The following is a 20,764-nucleotide window of genomic DNA, read 5'->3' on the forward strand; positions in this document are numbered from 1 at the left end:
TGAAATGCAGAATTTATTTTACAATAACGACCTTCGCCTGGCTGCCGTCTCTGATCATATATAGTCTGTCTCCTGCCTTTAATTCCTGTGGTGAAATCATTGCGCCATCTTTAATGATCATAGCATCCTGCAAATGAATCATCAATGAAGTGTTTTTAGCCATCCAGGCGTCCTTTCTGCTGCTCCAGTCACTGGCATCTCTTACACTTATCCTCCATCCAACCAGTGAATGGTCCTCAACAAATTCGACTGTACCGCTGGTTGCTCTCTGGCCCATGATGGAATCCCTGTCCTTTTTGAGCAATATAGCAGCTATCCTGTCACCATCGGTATAAATATAAGCATACCAGTCGTTGAGGTTGTTTTCTTCTGCATAACTGCTGTCCTCATCTACCGCATAGTGCTTGGAGTAGAATTCCAGCGGCGTTATCTGCCTGTCTTCCTCCGAATCATAGATATTTATATCACTGTCATAGAATAATTCTTTTTCATCAGCAAAGGATTCCCATTCATTTTGGTTTAATAAGCAAAAATCTTTCAACACAACTTTATCTTTCACAATTTCATCCAGTCTTCCTTCATACAAATAGAACTGCCCCGCATTAGAATTATTGATATCCGTGTCATATATATAGACGACATTGGCCATCTGCTGGTTCCCGGTCCCATCTCCTACTACAAATACGTCTGAACCGGCATTAATGGAGTATTTATTTACCAGCCTTCCATTCTTGATAACAATGGTACCGTCGTTGAAGGCCAGATTTTTGTGGTTTGCAAGTTCAAAGGCATCGCTGTACCAGTTGATATCCTCTATTTTGTCAGAATAGATGGATTCATATTGATTTTTTATTACCATTCTTTCAATTTGGTCCCGGCCGAAGAAATCCTTGACCGCCATGTACACGGTCTTACCTTTATAATACTTTAAATTGTTATAAGATATTTTTGCTCCTCCGGTGTAGACCGGGACCTGGGCAGAGTAGAATATTCTCCTGGAACTGCTCAAATCCTGCCATTGTCCATTTCGAAAGACCTGCATTCCAGTTAGGGTAATTGCATTTTCCAGTGTATCTACTGTTGTTAATACCCCGCGGTAAATGTCTTTTACCCTCACAGAATCCCCTTCAATTTCTATCCTGCTTATGGTGGTTGATTCTACTTCGTCAAACAGGAGTTTTACCGAGTCTCCTTCATAAAGGATGCTTAAAGGTACGTTTTTCCCTTTTTTCAATGCAATGGTAGCCGGAGAGGTGTAATAGGTTTCTTCCTCTCCTATAGGAAGACGTATGGTGACCTGATTTCTGTCGATACTTTTGATAACCCCGGTTCTTACCTTGCCACCTTCAGGAATATACCCGGGAACCTCTGTTGAATAGCCTTCCATGTAGTCTATTTTTCTTCTTTTCAAGGTTGCATATATTTCCATCCCCGGCTTAAAGTCTTCGAAATCAGCCTGAACGGTGTCAATTACAAAGACTGCCTTATCGTCAAAGGAAAGGGTATGGACCGTGCCATCATATTCTTCAATTTCAATTTTATCCTGGCCTTTACTTTTTATAAAGCCTTCTATAAATCCTTCCCTGTAGGGAGTAATTGGGTCGGCGTAGGAGATGTTTGAAACTAACAGCATTAAGGTCAGAGCAAGTAACATTATTTTTAAATATGGCTTATTCACTTAATCACCTCGCACAATGCAGCTGGGAGCTCGGAGTCCGGAGCTCGGAGAAAACTCTCCTGCAATTAATGAGGTCTCCGAGCTCCCGGCTCCGACCTCCGAGCTTACTTAATTTTTGCTTCCAAATATTAAATATCTTCCCAATCTGTCTGTATAAGCTCTAATTGAAGTGCTGTAGCTGTCTGCCCTGTTGGCCAGCAGCATCCATGATTGGGTAGTTTGGTCGTATCGGTTCAAGCCTATATTCTTTAGCCTTCTCATATCTGCCTTGGCAGCATCAAAATCGAGGGTTATTTCCATGCCGGATGTTAAATAGTCTATTGGAGTACTATCCTTTCCAACAAAAACGTTTGCTTCCAATACGTATTGAGTGGATAAAGCGGTCTTTCCTGCATCCAGATCAGAGCTTCCAGTATAGGGAGAGATTTTAAACCTTACCCCGGCGTCCTTTCTGTGATCATTTTCTGCTACTTTGGAAGTATTAAAATTATTTGGATTAAATTTGATCACAAAATCCTTTCCTATGATCTTTATACTTTTAGCCCTATAGCTGGATGCAATTTTAGCTGACATACTGATTACTACTTCTTTACTGCCGGCTAAGGTTCCTCTGGTCAAGTCAATTGTCATCTCTTTGCTGTAACTGTCTTCACCAATGATGATGTTTGCTTGATCTCCTACTTTATCCATTGTTGTCTTGTCATTTAATTGCCCATCATCATCAGGAGGACCTACTTTGCTTCCTGTCCGTACGGAATTGCTTTCCTTGGACGGTTTGGATATATTATATTCTCCAACAGCTTTTACAATAAATTTGTAGGTAGTACGAGGCTCCAGGTCTTCATATACGAAACTTGTAAGTTTAGTAGATCCTATCAGCTCTACCTGAGTATTATCTACTACCACATATATTTCATATTCTCTGGCTCCTTCTACTTCCAGCCAATTGACTTTAATATAACGGTTGTATACCAGTTCTGCAGCAACTCCCTGAGGTATACCTATTTCAGGAAGTGAGTACGTGATATCTTCGTATATCTCGCTGGCTCCCCCGTCAGGATTGATCACAATGACTCCTGTCGTGCCCATCTTTCCCTGAGGGGTTTTAACGGTTAAGGTTTCAGAATTTATAAACTTGACATCTGTACCTTCAGTCCCTTGGTCAAGGGTATAGGCATCTCCATTGATATAGATTACATTTCCTGCAGCTGCCTTCCCCTCTTCTATCTTTTTCAGCACAGGGTTGAATACAACCTTGCTTCCTTCCTGGTACCCCGAACCTTTTAACTTTATTTCCTGTCCGCCTTCCACAGAAATGACATCAATTTTGGTGTTTTCACTTGGGTCGGCCGGGTCAACTACTGCTGTTATTTTTGGGTTGCTTATAAAGGTAAATATTTGCGTATTTGAAAGTTCTCCATCGGGGTTTTCTACTTTTATCTCAACCGGTCCCGGTGCATGGCTGGGGGTAGTGATGTATACGGTACCGGTATCTACTACAGTTACATTAGTTTCCGGTAATGGGACACCATCAAAATATACGGTAAATTTATTGTTTTCTCCCTCCATACCCTCGATTTTTTCTCTAAAATCCTTACCTTCTATTTTAACCCTGGTGCCGCCGTTTGACGGTCCTTTATCAGGCGTTATTCTGTCAATTTGCGGTGACGTTTCACCCTTAATAAACATCAGGTATATCGGAGGAATTAAGTTATCGGAAGCTGTCATGCCTCCATCTTCATTCAGGACAACTACCCTGTAAAGCTTGATGATGCCTACGCTCTCCTGGGATACCACATTATCGGGTACTGCAAACATTTTAAAGGTAATGTTGGATGGTGTAATATTTTCAGTGACAGGAGCTATGCCATTTTCATCAGTAATTCCAGGTATTAAAACCCTGGCACCCGGTCTGAAATCAGTTCCGGTAATTTTTACAATATTCCCGCCTTTTGCTGTCAGCCTTAAAATCTTAACATCCCCGTAGCCTGGCACATTCGCGTCCTGCGGCAGCTTTCCATCTTTTGTGATAGTGATGATGGCCGGCCGGCTGTCCGGGTTCTTATATTCAAATTTACCTTCTGCTACCCCGCTATCAGGATTGATTACCCTGACAGTTGTTATTCCCACTGCAGGATAGGATGGAGTTTTAAAAATAATCTGCCCCGTCCCTTTTAGTTCTGCCTCGGGAGAATATCCCCGTTCAACAATTAATCTCCTGTCATCCTTGTTTATTTCCACTCTTACCAGTTCATATTCCGGATAGCTTTCTGTGCTGTTGGATACGTTTTTGAGCAGACCGACCGGTATATATTTAATTGTATCATCATACCCGGTAAAGGTCTGAGCGTATTTGCCGTCTATTGTCTTTATGGTCAGCGTATCATCTTTTCCTTTATATTCGACAGTGATAGCTCCAAGTGTAACGCTCGCGGTTTCATTGTTGCCGATCAATCCGTAATCCAGATCATTAATTTGGCTTGCCCGGTTGGTGATGTCTCCAAATCTCACAAGGGGCATGATCTTTTCATCAAATTTATTTTTGCCCTGTGCGTCCTTCTCCAGATTGTAAACCTGTATCGTACTGTTGCTGAATTCCTTACCGACAATCTCTACATCATCTTTACCCTGTTTTTTCCCCTTGGATGGGGTTATGCTGTCAATCTTCGGACTTGAAGCGTTGTAAGCAAACGGCTTTTTATTTGAGATCCCGTAATCGTTGTTCACAACGTATACGTCTACATTTCCTTTTTCCCCTGCAGGCAATTTTACAATCAATCTTTCATCAGAAACTGCTATATATTCTGATACTTTAAATTTACCGAAATATACCTGGGGCAGTATCTTTTTATCCCCATCACCCAGGCTGGCAATATTTTCAACTCCTCTTAAGTCGGTCCACTCTCCATCTCCATTGATGTCAACATAATATAACCCGCTGTCATATTTATTATTCCTGTTTTTATCTTCAAAAGGTTCCCCTTCATCCCATTTGCCGTTATCGTTAGAATCGGTATATACTTCTTCATATACCTTCACCGAATCCCCCTTTGAATCGGTAAACGGCTCATAAAGCCTGAAATCAGAACCTCTTAACTGGACGGTAATACCTCCCGCCGCATTCCCGCCGGTAGGATCTATACTATCGATCTCAGGGTTACTGCGCGGAATGATGTAGGTAAAACCGTCAAGCTTGCTGCCCGTCCCGCCTCCATGGTTAACCACTATTACAGGCACCGTCTTTCTATCCGTTCCTGTCTCCTGTCTAATATCACCCGGATAAGGAGGAACCTTGACCTTGATTGTCTTCCCGTCTATATCTACCGTAACATTGTCCGGCGAAACCAAAACTCCGCCTATATAAACCTTTGTCTTCTTCTGTGGGTCTGCATTATGCTCAAAATATTTGCCATAAATTTCAATAAAATAGTCCCCCTCTGTAGAACCCTGGCTTGGATTGACAGAGTCTATTACAGGGGTGGATGGAGGGTCTTTTTTATAGGTAAATCCATCTATGATGGTAGCACTGTTTGTATCCGGATTGATAACCGTTACATCGTAGGTCCCCTGTTCCAATGCCGGCACGGTAAAGATCAACTGGTTTTTATTGATTATTCTAACCCTGTTGCCGATAATGGCCTTTGTTTCATCGCTAAATTTATAAGGGGTAGTAATGTTCAGTGTTATGGGAGAACCGGAGGGGTCTATAATAATTTTCCCTGTATCTACATTGACCCCGTACTCTCCTCCGCCCTCTTTGTCTGCTTTTATCGTCCCGTCAGGAGCTGCTGTGATAGTATATTTGTCATTTATTCCGTCTGAAAGGATGACATTCCCCCTCGGGTCTATGTCCAAAGTGTAATAGTGCGGCTTTTCTCCTGCCGGTACTTCTCTCTCCAGGATAATGCTGTAGTAATAATCTGCAACAACCAGCTGTGAATCTTCAACCCTTAAAATCACATTATTGCTTGCTGATTGATAAGGCTTTAGTATAATTTTGGTGTTCTCAGCATTTTTGTTATATTCATTGATTTCTTTGCCATCCATCAGTATCCTGGTACCGATAAGCTTATAAATTCCAAAGCCATCTATATTGGTAACGGTAGGGTCGGTCTTTAGGAAGTTGTCTCCATCTACTACAACCGGAGTCCCTTCTGTTCCCAGATTTGGGTTAAGCTTTAGAATGCTGGGCTTTGTATAAGTCTTTACATAGATAAACGGATATACTGCCTGCCCCCCATCAGGGTTCATCACCAACAGCTGTGTTTCACCTTCCGTCCCTTTGGGTGCTTTAAATTTTAATAAGATTTTATTTCCTGACCTGTCAACTTCACGGGTTACTCCCTTTACTTCCTGCGCATTGATATAAACCTTTATTCCTTCCTGAAAGTTATTTCCTTTTACAATAATATCCTGTCCGCCTTCAATGGTGACAATATTAGGCTCCACGCTTTCTATGGCAGGGCTCTCCAAATCTTTTACAAATTCAACTGCATCCACCTTGATACTGCTGGAGCCCGGTTCTGTGGACTGTCTTTTCGGGTTCACAACCTGTATGTTTCGTTTGCCCGCACTTGAAAGTATTATGCTTTTAGGAATTCTCATGACGATTTTTGTACCAAATTCTTTTCCGTCTGAACCATCAATGATATTTCCATTTTGATCTAATACGTCAAGAGTCAGCCCCGTTATAAACTGTTCTGTCCCATCCTTGTAATAAATTTTATCCTCATTTTTATCCAGTTTTATTTCATAATTGCCCAATTCATTGTCATTTGCAGTTTTTATAATCACTATCGGATACCGGGTAATCATATTTCCGCTTGCGTCTGTAAACTTGTGGACCATAAAATTTTCCCCGGTAACCGCAAGCAAAATTTCTTCCTTCAGGTTATACCTATCCGAACCCACCTCTTCCAACTGGACCTTTTCAGGTGTCACACTTTTAATCAAGGGCAGAGATGAACTTGGTATAAATTCATATCCATCTTTTTTTTCTGCAATTTCAACGAACTTATACTCATTTCCATTGATGTCCTTAAAAGTTGTAGTTAAAGTAGCTTTTACATCAACGATAGGGTCGGTATCTATTTGTGTAGTAGATTGGGTTATCACATATAAATAATCCGGATTTCCAAGCAAGATTTTGTATTTATCGGGGTCTGTGTCATCCGTCTTAAATTTTGCCTGTGAACCAATAAGCACAGATATTGTCCTTTTAACTTCACTGACACTGACTCCATTATATTTGGCCAATACGTCAGGGTAGTTGATTACTAATTGGGGAACACTTCCGGAATTAGTAGAACCATTGAATGTGATAGTGTCTTTACTATAGCTGATGTCCAATCCAGGTATATTAAGTCTGACAAGATTGTTACCTTCTATTTCAACATTATCATTCCCGGCAGACGGCCCCTTGCTGGGATATACCTTTGTAATGGTCGCTTTATTGCCTTTTTCTATAACTGTAAATACATCAACAAATTTTTCTGCGATGATTTCCCGGTCCTGCGTCTGGGTTAAATATACGTTATACTGGCCAATTGCAATTGCTGACGGGACTTTAACAGTAAGCCTGTTCAAGCCGTTGCCATCTATATTTTCTTCAAAAACCGGATTGGTTCCCTTGTTGGTATCCGAGTAAGAATCATTTCCGGTAACACTTAAAAAGTGCACATCATATTGGGGTAAATCTTTTCCCTCAAAATATATGCTGTCACCGTTTGTACCCACGTTCGGATACATTCTTAAATCATTGACTACAAGATTTTTTACAAACCTGAACTGGTTATAGTAAGTATGATTGATTTCTATATCCAATTCAGTGCTGCTCTTTATCTTTTTGAACACCATATCCTGAAAACCGTAAGCTCCGGGAGGCGTCAGGTTTTTCATCTTTAACGCATCGTATTTCTGTTCAGCAATGTCAGTGGAAATTACTTCCTTGCTGGCTGCACTTTTGCTGATATATAACTTGTAGTTGAAATCATCTATTGTTTGCCCTACACTGTCAAGATTTGTACCCTCAACGGTTAAGAAATACTGTATGCCGTCTGTTGCTGTATCTTCGTCAACATCGGTATTTATAATTTTCTTGGGTACTTTGGATATTGTGGGCAGATTGTTAAAATTTAAGTCGCTGATAACAACCTGGTCTCTTAAAAGCAAACTGCCGTTAAAGTCGCTTATTTCCTGGGCAGTGAACTCAAACTGTATGAATTTTTCGCCCTTAATGGTCTGCTTTGTAAAAGGTTTGAAAATATTATCCCTGTTTTTATATTTTACACTCAGATTGGATATGTCCGCACTGTCAGCCGTAGCTGTTATTTCAAGATACATTCCTTTTGAATTCCTGTTTTCGTCATATACCTTCGAGAGGGTAATATTTTTTATTTTTATGCCTCCACCCAGGTCTTTGCCTGTCGGCTCTGCTGCATGTGCAATATTTATGTTGTTCCACTGCACCAAACTAAAAGTCATTATAAATATCAAGGTGAAAGCTGTAATTTTTTTTAAAAGCTTGGAAATCCTCACATTAACACCTCCTACTCAACCACAACAAACACACCAGGCCGGTCACTGGTTATATGAACCTTCTTATCTGCCAGGTTTTTATAAAACTCTACTTCATAAAAGTTTCTCAGTTCTTCATCATACCTTAAAACCCTGATATTCTTTCCATCACTTTCCCTAAAAGGAATGTCCAGCACCACCTTGTAGAATTTATAATTGCTTCCCGCTACCTGTATAAATTCGGATTTTATGGCTTTTCCCTTTAATTTTGCTTTTAAGGATTGGGACAAAGCAGGTTCTGCCCTTCCCAGGCTCAGAATAATATTCGTATCATCGGATGCAGGGTCCAGTGTTAGACCGTAAACGGTAATATCGGCCCATTTTGACCTGGCAGCCAGTTCCCCTATAACATCTCTCGTCTTTCCTCTATACTGTATTTTGCGAACCAGTACATTTTCCCCCATAAGCTCATCCAGGTCAAATTTGAGGTAACTGTCATCAGCATATCTGGTTTCCAGCATCAGGGTATCCTCACTGACTTTAAGGTCTGCCCTGATTTCTCCTTTTCTGTCTTCTCCCTTTACTTTATACTGCCCATTGGGGACATTTTTTCCGGCCGGTACTACACTAAAGGCGCCATACAGGATACGCTGGTGGTTATCGGTATTTTGCACAGTGACATTATAAGTTCCGGCTTTCAGCCTGCTGCTTCCTTTTGGAAGATATACTTCCAGGTATTTTTCCTTTGTAACCGGATCCTCTCTTACTATTACACTTCTTGCCCTCACATCATTAAAATAAACCGCTACGGTACCGCTGTAAAACAGGTTTCCTGTAATCTTAACAGGCACATCTTCGTCATAATCTTCCACAACGGTTGCCGGTGTAATCGCTTTAACTGCCGGCACTCCCATGGTGGTAAATTCCCAGGTGATTGTTTCATTGCCGCTGCTTTCACCTGCGCTGTCGGAAAAATGGACAATATTTGCACTTACTGCAACGTCATATACGGTTTGCGGACGCAGAGGCTTTACAGGTATATAGAGATATGCTTCTTGTTTTGTCCTATTTTTTTCAAATATATAACTTTCTCTGACTGTTTGTTCCAACCCGCTTATGCTGTTTAAAAAGTCCAGATCCAGCAGGTTCATCCCGCTCCCGCGGACATATATCGTACTGTTTTTTATAGCATTAAAGTCGTTTAAAACTAAATTCCCATCAATGTCTTCAAAAGTAACTTTTATAAAATATTTTGTTTCACCGTTATAAACCCTGGAGTACAAGGTCTTTTCATCATACCATACGCTTCCGTCGCCGGGGTGCCTGGCTTTTACTACCGGACGTCCCTTAGATTTTGCAACGAAATTAACCGGACTTATATATTCGGCAGCGTCGCCTGTGAATTTTAACACCACCTGGTATTCGCCGGTGTAGCTTTCCTGCCCGAGAGTTTTTGCATTATCTCCCCTTATGCAGACCAGGAGTTCTGTAACACTTTTAAATACAATATCTCCCGCCCCAATTTCTATATTGGGCTTACCGGATGCATTGCCACTCAGAGGTTTTAAAATTACTTTTTCAATTCTTTCGTTAAAGTTGAAGCCTTTTATCAAAAAGCTCCCATTTCCCCAATACAGGTCGCGGACATTCAGCTCTTTTGGAACAATGGAATAAACGCCTTTCGCCTGCGCCGTATCCTGTTTTACTGTAAAATTGATTTCCAGCGGGTCAGTAAAAATTCCTCCCCTTGTCTGCAGTATATTTCCCGGAATGCTCAGCTTATAGAGGGTCCCGCTTTGTAATACTGAAGCCGGGTATAAGGAAAGCTTTGTCTTTTTGATATTATTTTCAAAGTAGTATTCCAGCTTATATTGTGAAAAATCTATTTTTGCAGTGTTACTGTCGGTGCTATAAACAGCATTTATAAGCGTAATATCCTTAAGTGCATCAAAGGTGATTATCTTAATTTTTTCCGGTGCTTCCTGCACCACTTTATCCTGGGCCCGCGGAATCACCTCTCTATCGATATAAAGCACAATCGGTTCACTTCCACCATATTGTGGAGCATTAAAAGCGGGTATGCGGCTGGTTTGCCAATTAGGTTTTACAGTTTCATTAGACTTTGCCGTCCAAAATGTAAAATCCAAATCCTTTTGAAGGTTATAGCCGTTTAGATCTTCTATATAATCCTTGTCTATTACTACCCTGTATTTATTCAGGTTGGTCAACGGATATTTAGGCTTGATGCGCAGAACATTCGGATAATCTGTAAGGATCTCTGCATTTTCCAAAAGAATCTCGCACTGAGGATCAACAGCAACATCTTCATGATCCAGACGGCCATCCAGTAATATGTCATCCCCGGAAGGAGTAAATACAAAGCTTTGGTCGTATATTTCCCCTGTTGCCGTATTTATAGCTGTGCTTGATGCCTTAGGAATCCTGTATAAATGTACATTTGCAATACGGGTACTTAGGTCACCGGGAAGCTGTTTTTCCCAACGTACCGGCTTTTCAAAACGGATATAGATACTTCCATCGGCAGCTAAACGGGTAGTGTCTACACCGGTAATATCATCATTTCCGTTAATGTCAGAGGAATAGGCATTACTGCTCTTAACAACAGGGCTCTCCCCTGCATTCCCGGTAGTAAAATATAAATCAATCTTTTTATTTTTTATAGCGTCCCCGGTCCCTGCCGCCTTATAATCTTTAAATTCAACAGCGCCTTCTTCCAACGTCACTTTATATAACGTATTTTTTCTCAACGGATATGTATTAGGTGCAAGGTCATCTACATTTATCTTTAAGAATTTTCCTTCGCAAGTCACTGTATAAGGGAGTAATATAGAGGGCTCGGCATCTGAAACAAGTGTAATATTTCCTGCGCCTCTTATAACAGGATATTTGAATTCAAATTCAATTGCAGGGTCTGCTTCTACGCCTGTCTGTCTATCTGCCGGAGTGGTTTTTACCAGCATATTATTGGTCTTAAAATGTATGCTTGCCGGTGCATTATAAATTTTTGTACCGGTGCTGTTTTTAAGATAGACTGCATCCTGTTTCAATTCCACGCTGTAGTCTGCAAAATCTTTCAATTGTCCCGATTTGGCTTCTAGTATCAGTTTTGTCCCCTGTACCGAAATATTGTAGTCGCTGATGGAATGGTCTCCTGTACCGTATGCGTCTGCAGTTGCATCTACGGGGTTGGTAAGTGGTAAGGAGCTTAGTTGTATATAGTTTTCAAGAACTGCTTTGTTATTGGTTTGTATTGCCGTTTGCAAGCCGGCATTCAAAGCAATATCATCTATAAATTCAATCTCTATTGTTTTTTGGCTCTTGTTAATCCGGTCAGCCGCATCAGCCGGGGTGGTTTTAACAAGAATATCGTTTTTTCCATTCCCTTTGGTGACAAAGTTGTAAATTATTTCACTGTTGGTTTTATTGTCGGCAGTATTCGTAAAAGCTCCCTGAGGTGCATAAATCTCGTATAGGGTATGCATTCTTAGCTGGGTATAAGGGCTTAATAGTTTGAATTCTATCTTTCCAGCTTGTAATAAGGATATTTTAAACTTGCCGGTTTCATCTGTTTTACCGCTTGCATAGGCATAAATCTTTAGTTTTGACAAATCGGGCGTATAAGAAGAATTAAATTCCATTGTGATGGTTGAAACGGCATACTCCACCCCTTTTTGTCCCTTTGCTATGTTTGCATCTGCAGTAGTATATAGTTTTAAATCCGGTAAATTCTCAACTGCAGGCGCAGCTTTTACTACTATTGCATTAAAGTCCGAACATAATAACAGGACTACTAAAAATATACTTATATATGGTTTTAATCTTTTCATATCTCCACCATCGCTTCACCTTATTATATGTATACTAATCGCCCATTTCCATATTTATTGTATCGTCATTTTCTTTCTTTTTCTTCACCCATAATTTCCAGTGTATGACCTTTTTCAAACATTTTACTTCTTCTTAACGTTTTCTTTACTTGCAGCAGTTTTTTCCTGCACCTGAATAATATGGGCAGTAGGTTCTTCCGGGTTGTCATTTTCACCGGCAACTATATACATCTTGTCGCCTGCTGCAAGTTTATCAGCAGTAACCAGCTTACCGTTTTTAAGGATTATGGTATCTTCATTGTATTGGAAAGTTTTGTTTTCCCCATGTATTTTCCTTGTATCGGCTTCAACCGATTTCACTGAATCACTATACCCGTCCTCAGTGTTGTGGTCAATATTTTTCACACTCAAAAATACTGCTTTTTCTGTACCGTCATTTCCCTGTGTTACGGCTATATATACCGGGCAGTCAGTATAATTGCTATTGATATAGGAAAGACTTCTTAACCTGCCATCTCCATATACTGCTATTTGTCCTCCTATTGCTATTTCTGTGAATTGCTTGTCTATAAGCGGATTCCACTGTTCCTCCTCAAGTTTGTTCAACTCGCTCACTATCAACTTGGAATTATATTCATCATATACATAGATGTTGGCTTTATAAATCCTAACAATAGGATAATTTTCTATTTCAGCAATGGTATTTTGTACGGTACCGGTTATCTTTATCATTCTTACATGATTTTGCTTATCAATGATATAACTGATTTCATCTTTTTCTTTTAACCTGCTGCTGTCGGCTGGTTTCCCTCTTCCCAATACGATTATGTCTTGTTGTGTCAGATTATTTCCCTGGAAATCACATATTTTTTCCAGAAGGATATGGTCTTGTTTGCCGTCGATATTTCGTATTTTAATAAGCACGGTTTTTAATACATTAGCTATCTGCGGTTGAGTGGTTGTCTGTATTTCTTCTATATACCCGTATTTCAGGGCTAAGCCTTGGCGTTCCAGGATAAATCTTTCAGCATTTTTGAGCACCTGGACCATTTCTTCTCTGGAAATGCCCTTGGCAGGGTATAAAAAACCGTTATTTCCATTCATAATCTTTTCTCTAACTAAAGCCTCAAGGTAAGGCGCCTTTGAAGGGTCGATCTCATTCCGGTCATTAAAGTAATTTAACGCTGTTTGCCGGTCATGAGCTATTGGCGTGAGTCCCAGCAGTTTTGCCATCCACTCCCCTATCTCCTGCCTTTGGGCCGGAGCAGTTTTTACAAAGCTTTTGTCATGTTCCAGTGCTGACTGGTCGTAAGCTAAAGCATCACTGAATTGTTGAGGTGTGATAAGTCCGTCATTAACCGCCAGTTGAAGATAACCATTGGCCCATGCTTCTATGGTGTTTATCCGGCCTTCCTGGTCTCTTTGCTGTTCAATTATTTTTGCTGCTTCCAGCGCTTCCTTTTCTTTTCCGATTGCACGGTAGATAAGGGCCAGCGCCTGCACCCGGGTAACAGGAGCACTTCCATTAAAATAATTTTCCCCGTATCCTTTTATGATGGAGAGTGCTGCCATATCATAAATAGCATTCCTTGCCCAGAAGTTTTCTCCCTTGGACTCTACGTCGTGGAATTCTATATTCTTTAGAATTTGTGCCGTTTCTCCATTACCCATGTATATATTTGATGGTATCTCCGGGGCAGCCAGGACTGGTACTAGGTTAAAAGTAAAGATTATTAGTAATAATAGTACTAATACGTATTTGAGTATAGGTTTCATATTTAGTGCCCCTTTTAAATTTTTTTAACGACAAAATTTTCTATTTTTCTTGTTAAAATATTCTACATTCAGGCTGGTAATTCCTGCAATGTAAAGAGAATGTAATATTTAGCTCGAAGAAGCGCGGGGACGGTTCTGATGCTTCCTTAGAAGAAGGAAGCATCGGAACCGTCCCCGCGCTTCTTTAGTCCCCGCGCTTCTTTACATTTTCTCCGGCGCCGATATCCCCAACATACTCAATACATTCTTAATGACAATCCTTACACAGTCAATTAGTTTCAATCTTGCCGCCATCAACTGCTCATCCTCCACTTTTACCCTGCAGGCATTGTAGAAGGAGTGGAACAGGGCTGCAAGGTCGAGGACGTATCTGGTCATCCTGCTTGGTTCCATGGACAGTGCGGCTCCTTTTATTTCTTCGGGAAGTTCAGCGAGCTTCTTTAACAGTTCAAGCTCTTCCGGCTGTACAAGAAGGGAAACATCAATTTTGTCTGCCGGTTGCACATTGATGCCTTCTTCAGCCAGCAGTCTTACAATACTGCAAATTCTTGCATGGGCGTATTGGACATAGAAAACCGGATTCTCATTGGATTGGGATACAGCAAGGTCAAGGTCAAAGTCCAGATGGCTGCCTGACTGTCTCATATTGAAGAAAAACCTTGCAGCATCCACACTTGTTTCTTCCAAAAGGTCACTTAGTGTTACCGAACGCCCTGTCCTCTTGGACATCCTTGCAACTTCACCGTTTCTTAATAATCTGACCAGCTGCATAATGATAATGTCCAGCTTGTCCGGGTCACAACCGATGGCTTTCATAGCACCCTTCATTCTGGCTACGTGCCCGTGATGGTCAGCTCCCCATATATCAATAACCCTCTCAAAGCCTCTTTTTACAAATTTATTTCTGTGGTAGGCAATATCTGCAGCAAAGTAGGTGGGAATCCCATTATTCCTTACTAATACTTCATCCTTTTCTGCCCCAAATTCAGAAGCTTTAAACCATACTGCATCTTCCTTCTCATAGGTATATCCTTTTTGAATAAGATAGTCTATGGTTTCCTGTACCTCATTACTTTCATACAGCCAACTTTCGTGGAACCATACATCATATTCTATTCCATATGCCTTAAGGTCTGATTTTAATTTATCAATATTTCTCTTGAGAGCAAATTCAACAAAAACTTTTTTTCTTTCTTCCGATTCTACATCCAGGTACTTATCCCCTTCAAGGGCAATAAAATCCCTCATATGATCCTTTATATCTTCCCCATGGTATCCATCTTCTGGAAAAGAAAATGCATCTTCTCCCTTAAGCAGTTGCACATATCTCGCTTCGAGGGATTTCCCAAACTTTTCTATCTGATTTCCTGCGTCGTTAATGTAAAATTCACGGGTTACATCATATCCGGCCCAATCCAGCACACTGGCAAGACAATCACCCAGTGCGCCTCCCCGGGCATTCCCCATGTGCATAGGTCCTGTAGGATTGGCACTTACAAACTCCACCATTACCTTCTGTCCATTGCCGATGTTTATTTTACCATAGTCTGCACCTCTCTGCTCAATAGCGGAAATTACCTGGTAAAGCCAGTCTTTTTTCATATAAAAGTTTATAAAGCCCGGCCCTGCTACCTCCACTTTTTCAATGAAAGTATCTCCCAATTCCATATTACCGATTAAAGCTTCTGCAATTATTTTCGGTGCTTTTCTTGCCTGACGCGTGATTTGCATTGCCACGTTGGTGGCAAAGTCTCCATGCTGCTTTTCCCGGGGAATTTCAATTACAATTTCATCAATATGTACCTGGGGTAACTGTCCTGCAGTTACTGCTTCTTCTATCGCCTTTTCAATCGTCTTGCTAATTTGGTTTTTTGCTGTTTCGATTAAATTGATCATTTGTCAAATTTGCCTCCCTTATCTGCAAGTAAAAGTCATTTTCTCCCGCTTTCATATTGTCAATTTGCAGGAGATAATCTACTGATATTTCACCACCGTTATCGTCTATATTTATATCTACATTGTTGGAAAAAACACCAACTGTAAATCCCCCATAGGCAGTTTCATAATAGCATAAATGCTTCTGCCCCTTTTCAAATATCAGCTGGGAATTGTTCTGTCCAAACCTCATGAGAGTAACCTTGCCATCACCAATCTTTAACGTGGTAGTAGTACCTTCCATCCCGGTGATCTCGGTCTCTTTATAGGTTACGTAATAACTATTGCCTTTTTTATAATATTTTCCTTCTGTCACCAACTCTATACTATCTTTATCATCATTATAATGTTGAGTGCCTTTAACAGAAATAATTACGTTTTTGTGCATCTTTTATCCCTCGTTAATATTTCTCTATATCGATTTTCTCCACCGACTGGATGATTTCTTTCTCCAAGAATAAACTTCCCAGCCGGCTAAAGCTCTCCACACTGTCACTTACAAAGTATCTGTATTCCGGCTTATTACCCGGTTCAGCCAGCATGTCCTTTTCTTGTAAGAATTCTTTTACGTATCTGGCCGTTTCTGCTCCCGGGTCCACCAGGCTTACCTGTTGTCCCATTATATCAGCTATCGTCTTTCTTAGCAAGGGATAATGCGTACATCCCATAATAATGGTGTCCACGCTTTCTTGTTTTAATGGTTCAAGATACTCCTTTGCTACCAGCCTTGCCACTTCATTATCAAGATATCCGTTTTCTACCAGAGGCACAAACAGAGGACACGCTTTAGAAAATGTCTTAATTGAAGGGTCTATTTCGTTAATTTTACGTACATAAGAGTTGCTGTTAATTGTACCCTGTGTACCTATAATCCCTATCTTTTTATTTGTGCTAATCTTTGCTGCTTGTGCTGCAGCAGAGTGAACCACTCCGATGATGGGAATGGCAAATTCCTTCTGCACTGCCTCTAAAGCTATAGAGCTCGCTGTACCACATGCTATTATAATAAGTTTTATATCAAAATTCAACAGGAACCGTATATCTTGAAAAACATATTTGGTAACAATTTCATTTGACCGGGTACCGTAAGGCACTCTGCCCGTGTCACCAAAATATACGATACTTTCCTCAGGAAGCTGTCGCATAAGCTCTTTAACCGCCGTCAATCCCCCCAGACCTGAGTCGAAAACTCCAATAGGCCTATTATCCATATATACACCTCAATACTAATTTAATCTTACTCTTTTTTCTTCTGTATCGCTAATTCTATTAATTTATCTAACAATTCAGAATAGCTCAAGCCCGAAGCTTCCCATAATTTTGGGTACATACTGATGCTGGTAAAACCAGGTATGGTATTAATCTCGTTAATGTACACTTCCCCTGTTTCTTTATGTACAAAAAAGTCAACTCTTGAAAGCCCGGTGCAGTCAAGTGCTTTGAAAGCTCTGACAGCATATGCTCTTATCTTATTGGTAGTATCCTCCGGAAGTTGGGCGGGAATAATTAGTCGTGATGTATCGTCGTTATACTTTGCATCATAGTCGTAAAACTCTCTACCGGGTACGATTTCACCTAGAACCGACGCTTTAGGATCTTCATTTCCCAGTACTGAGCATTCGATCTCCCTGCCGTTTATGAACTCTTCTACCAGTATTTTTCTATCATGCTGAGCCGCCAGTTTTAGTCCCTCTTCCAGTTCTGCCCTATTGTGTGCTTTTGTGATACCTACGGATGAACCGGCATTAGAAGGTTTTATAAAACATGGATAGGAAAATTTACTTTCTATCCGGTTTACAACTTGTTCCATATTATCCAACTCAGTTTTAAATACTACTTCCCAATCAGCCTGAGGAATTTGGGCGTACTTGAAAATAAGTTTGGCATATACCTTATCCATAGCAACCGATGATGCCAGTACACCTGGACCTACATAAGGTATTTGCGCCAGTTCCAATAATCCCTGTATTGTTCCGTCTTCTCCGTGCAGCCCGTGTAATACCGGGAAAACCACATCAATCTTGGCACTGGTAGCTTCATCCTCACTCAGTTTTATGATACCGTTCATTTTTGCATCAGGCGAAATTACCGCTCTTACAACATGGCCATTTTCCCATTCTCCTGTTGCAATCTTGTCTACAGGTCCCTGATACAAAAGCCATTTTCCATCTTTTGTTATTCCAATCGTAACGATGTCATATTTTTCTTTATTAAGATTCTTTATCACTGAAGTCGCAGATATCCTAGATATCTCGTGTTCTGAGGATTGACCTCCAAATAATACACACAACGTAAGTTTTTGAGCCATATGTATAACCCCCGATATTGATTAATAATTAAAATCATTCTATTTCGGTTCTGTGAGTGACCAAAGTTCTAAATATTTTCATATTAATTTTGCCCTGTACTATTATATTGTTAATTTTACTCTTTATGATAACATACTTCAATCATTTTTCAAATACAGGGCATATATTTTATTTTTGAAGAATATTATTCTAGGCTCTAAGCCTTTCCGCAACGTTCTTTCCATAATATTCTTCAAAAATATTAAATGCACCCTCAAATACAAAAAGGTGGAAATTATTCCCACCTTTTTTTGTAACGCTATTAAAAGTACGCTTTACTTCCGGTCAGCCATACTCCGTTCTGCCATTTCAATTGCCTTTGCTACGATGTTACCACAGTCACGTGAACTTACGCTTCCCCAACCTTCAGTCTTAACTATGTCGTAGACTCCAAGTTCTTTCGCTATTTCATACTTGAGCTTATCAGACATTATAGAATGACGCCTACTCATAGCCTAGCCTCCTTTTGTTTAGCGTTCAATATTATTCTGTACAGTATATTATTGATTTATACCTGGCAAATCCAATGTAAAGGGCGTATATTGTAACCGCTCCTACTGCAAATATAGTACAAAAAATAATGAAAATATGCTAAATCGGAATTTTTTAGTGATTTCGGCTTTGTTCTCCACTGTCCACTCCCCACTATTTTCATGCTAATTACATAGTTAATACCCCGTTTGGTGTCTCTAGCAGCATTAGTATTTTTTCTTCTTTTCCCGTTTCTGCATTAATATAAATTAAAAAGTTTCTATTATCAAAACTTCCATGAAATTCATAGCACAATACTTCCCTTTTTGATTCGAGAGGTATTACTGCCAGGCGGCTGGAATCAATTTTGAGCCGGGGATTTATTTTGGCTCTTGCTGCTTGTTCTGTGATTTTTATCTGCGGAAGATTTCTTGTTGCCTGATGAGCCATAATATATCCCTGGCTCTCAAAGCCCACGATCTCTCCATTGTCCAGTGCTACTTTAACTTTTACCAGGTCAGGGTACATGATGATATTGTCTTGCATGTAAGCATAGTTAATTGTTGCTATACCATCGCTTTTTAGATAATAGCTTTCCTTCATATTTGCATAGCCTTTTGAATCAAGAAAGGCTTTGGCTTTTTGTCTGGCCTGGTTAATGTTTAAGCTAATATTTGTTACGTTTCTATTATCCAACATCCATAGGACGTGTCCGCCTATTTTTGTAACTGCAATCGTAATCCTTCTGTCTCTATTACTGGTTCCCTGCCCACCGGGACTCATGGAAAAAGTGTAGGTCGGGATGGTCCCGTTACTCTCTCCTGTAAATTCAAGATTTTGAGCCCTGTCCTGTCCTACAAAGCTTACAACTTTATCCCGAGCCTGTTCCTGCGTAATTTGTGTTCCACCTTCCAACAGTCTTGGTGTCATGTTTTCAATATGGTCAGAAAAGGGCCCATCATAGATTAAGGACGGATATTCCTGGAATTCTTTTTCAATATTTTCTATTTTGTTTGCTGCAATATTCTTTGCCGCTCTGTTAAAATATTTTTTTCCTTCGGCTTTTAATTCACCAAATTTCAGTCTGCCATCATACAAATCATCCTGCATGCTGTTAAGTGCCCGGCTCAAAGTTGCGGAATACTTATGCAGCTGCTCCAGCTGCGCATATTCTTTATCGGTGATAGGTTGTCCATCCATAGCTTTTCTTGAAAGGCTATACGTATAATCCCCTACCTGGGTTAAGAACTTGGATGTCTTATCCAGCTGTATATGGGAAATAGGCAGTTGACCCAGGTTTGCCTGGGCAAACGCTGCTTTTCTCCATATCTCGGAAGATAACGCTGACATTTGTTCAGGGCTGTTTACCAGCATTCCTTTTGCCAGTGATACCTCTATGTTTTCAACATATCCCACAAGTTCATGAAAAGACCTGTTGTATTGATTTTCAACATAGTTTCTATAATTCAGGGCTTTTTTATACTGGTATATTCCCGCACTAGCGATTATTGCTGCAACTACCAGTACGATACTATACATATGTCTGTCACTTAGCCTGCGCTTAAAGTCTAATAACTTATTTCTTATTCCCATTTTAACGCCTCCTTATTTTGCAAATACATGTTTTCCTATCCTTTTTACGACTGGCCTGCTGTAAATCCATTTGTTTGTTGTTTTTGCCGGATTATAATAGTAAATTGCACCTCCAGTGGGGTCCCAACCATTTACTGCATCCTGGCAAGCTTTATATACTGTTGATTTAGGATCTATGGGCACATTAATCTGCCCATCAGCAACTGCAGTAAAAGCCCTGGGCTGATAGATGACTCCTGCAAGTGTATTAGGAAATGACGGATGTTTTACTCTGTTTAAAATAACTGCAGCCACTGCCACCTGTCCTTCATACGGTTCACCCCGTGCTTCACCATTTACGCATCTTGCCAGCAGCTGTACATCTCCGCTGCGGTTTGTTTGTTGTGCATATGCAGTACCCATCGTTTCGGTATCTTGTGAAATAGATAATTGTGTTTTAAGCATGTTAAAATTACCATATAATAAAGTAATGCAAATACAGCTTACAATCATTAGCATTATGATGTATGGATACTTTTTCATTCGTACATTCCTCCTTTATCCGAAACTGTACATATTTTTTGTTATTTTATGAAAAATATGCGAAAAAGTTAAAAGGC

11 protein-coding genes are annotated in these 20,764 nt (G+C 40.3%); all 11 read right to left on the reverse strand.

What is annotated here, in order from left to right:
• Positions 1-13 precede the first annotated feature (13 nt).
• Positions 14-1,654, reverse strand: coding sequence for a hypothetical protein (locus CIB29_RS10815; protein WP_198543839.1), 1,641 nt, complete (start codon positions 1,652-1,654; stop codon positions 14-16).
• A gap of 132 nt (positions 1,655-1,786) precedes the next feature.
• Positions 1,787-8,215, reverse strand: a complete 6,429-nt coding sequence (locus CIB29_RS10820; protein WP_094549593.1) for an IPT/TIG domain-containing protein — start codon at positions 8,213-8,215, stop codon at positions 1,787-1,789.
• A gap of 11 nt (positions 8,216-8,226) precedes the next feature.
• Entirely contained in the window at positions 8,227-12,042 is a 3,816-nt protein-coding gene (locus tag CIB29_RS10825) for an Ig-like domain-containing domain (protein WP_094549595.1), read from the reverse strand.
• 123 nt (positions 12,043-12,165) lie between these two features.
• A complete protein-coding gene (locus CIB29_RS10830; protein ID WP_094549597.1) occupies positions 12,166-13,818 on the reverse strand; it encodes an S-layer homology domain-containing protein in 1,653 nt (550 codons plus the stop codon).
• A 201-nt stretch (positions 13,819-14,019) separates the two neighbouring features.
• Positions 14,020-15,714, reverse strand: coding sequence for an arginine--tRNA ligase (gene argS, locus CIB29_RS10835; protein ID WP_094549598.1), 1,695 nt, complete (start codon positions 15,712-15,714; stop codon positions 14,020-14,022).
• Positions 15,677-16,141 (reverse strand): YwiB family protein, encoded by a 465-nt coding sequence (locus tag CIB29_RS10840; RefSeq protein ID WP_094549600.1) that lies wholly within the window; start codon positions 16,139-16,141, stop codon positions 15,677-15,679. The genes argS and CIB29_RS10840 overlap by 38 nt, the downstream gene beginning before the upstream one ends.
• 13 nt (positions 16,142-16,154) lie before the next feature.
• On the reverse strand, positions 16,155-16,964 hold the full coding sequence (gene murI, locus CIB29_RS10845; RefSeq protein ID WP_094549602.1) for a glutamate racemase: 810 nt from the start codon (positions 16,962-16,964) through the stop codon (positions 16,155-16,157).
• Positions 16,965-16,990: 26 nt separating this feature from the next.
• Positions 16,991-18,061: a D-alanine--D-alanine ligase family protein gene (locus CIB29_RS10850; RefSeq protein ID WP_094549604.1), complete on the reverse strand. Its 1,071-nt coding sequence runs from the start codon at positions 18,059-18,061 to the stop codon at positions 16,991-16,993.
• 315 nt (positions 18,062-18,376) lie between these two features.
• Positions 18,377-18,553 carry an alpha/beta-type small acid-soluble spore protein gene (locus CIB29_RS10855; protein ID WP_094549606.1) on the reverse strand — a complete coding sequence of 59 codons (177 nt, stop codon included), beginning with the start codon at positions 18,551-18,553 and terminating at the stop codon, positions 18,377-18,379.
• Between the two features lie 208 nt (positions 18,554-18,761).
• Positions 18,762-20,165 carry a germination protein YpeB gene (gene ypeB, locus CIB29_RS10860; protein WP_094549607.1) on the reverse strand — a complete coding sequence of 468 codons (1,404 nt, stop codon included), beginning with the start codon at positions 20,163-20,165 and terminating at the stop codon, positions 18,762-18,764.
• A 12-nt stretch (positions 20,166-20,177) separates the two neighbouring features.
• Complete coding sequence (locus CIB29_RS10865) at positions 20,178-20,687, reverse strand: cell wall hydrolase (protein WP_094549609.1); 510 nt, start codon at positions 20,685-20,687, stop codon at positions 20,178-20,180.
• Between the last annotated feature and the right edge of the window lie 77 nt (positions 20,688-20,764).

Source organism: Petroclostridium xylanilyticum, from assembly GCF_002252565.1.
In the GTDB taxonomy this organism is placed as follows: Bacteria; Bacillota; Clostridia; order SK-Y3; family SK-Y3; genus Petroclostridium; species Petroclostridium xylanilyticum.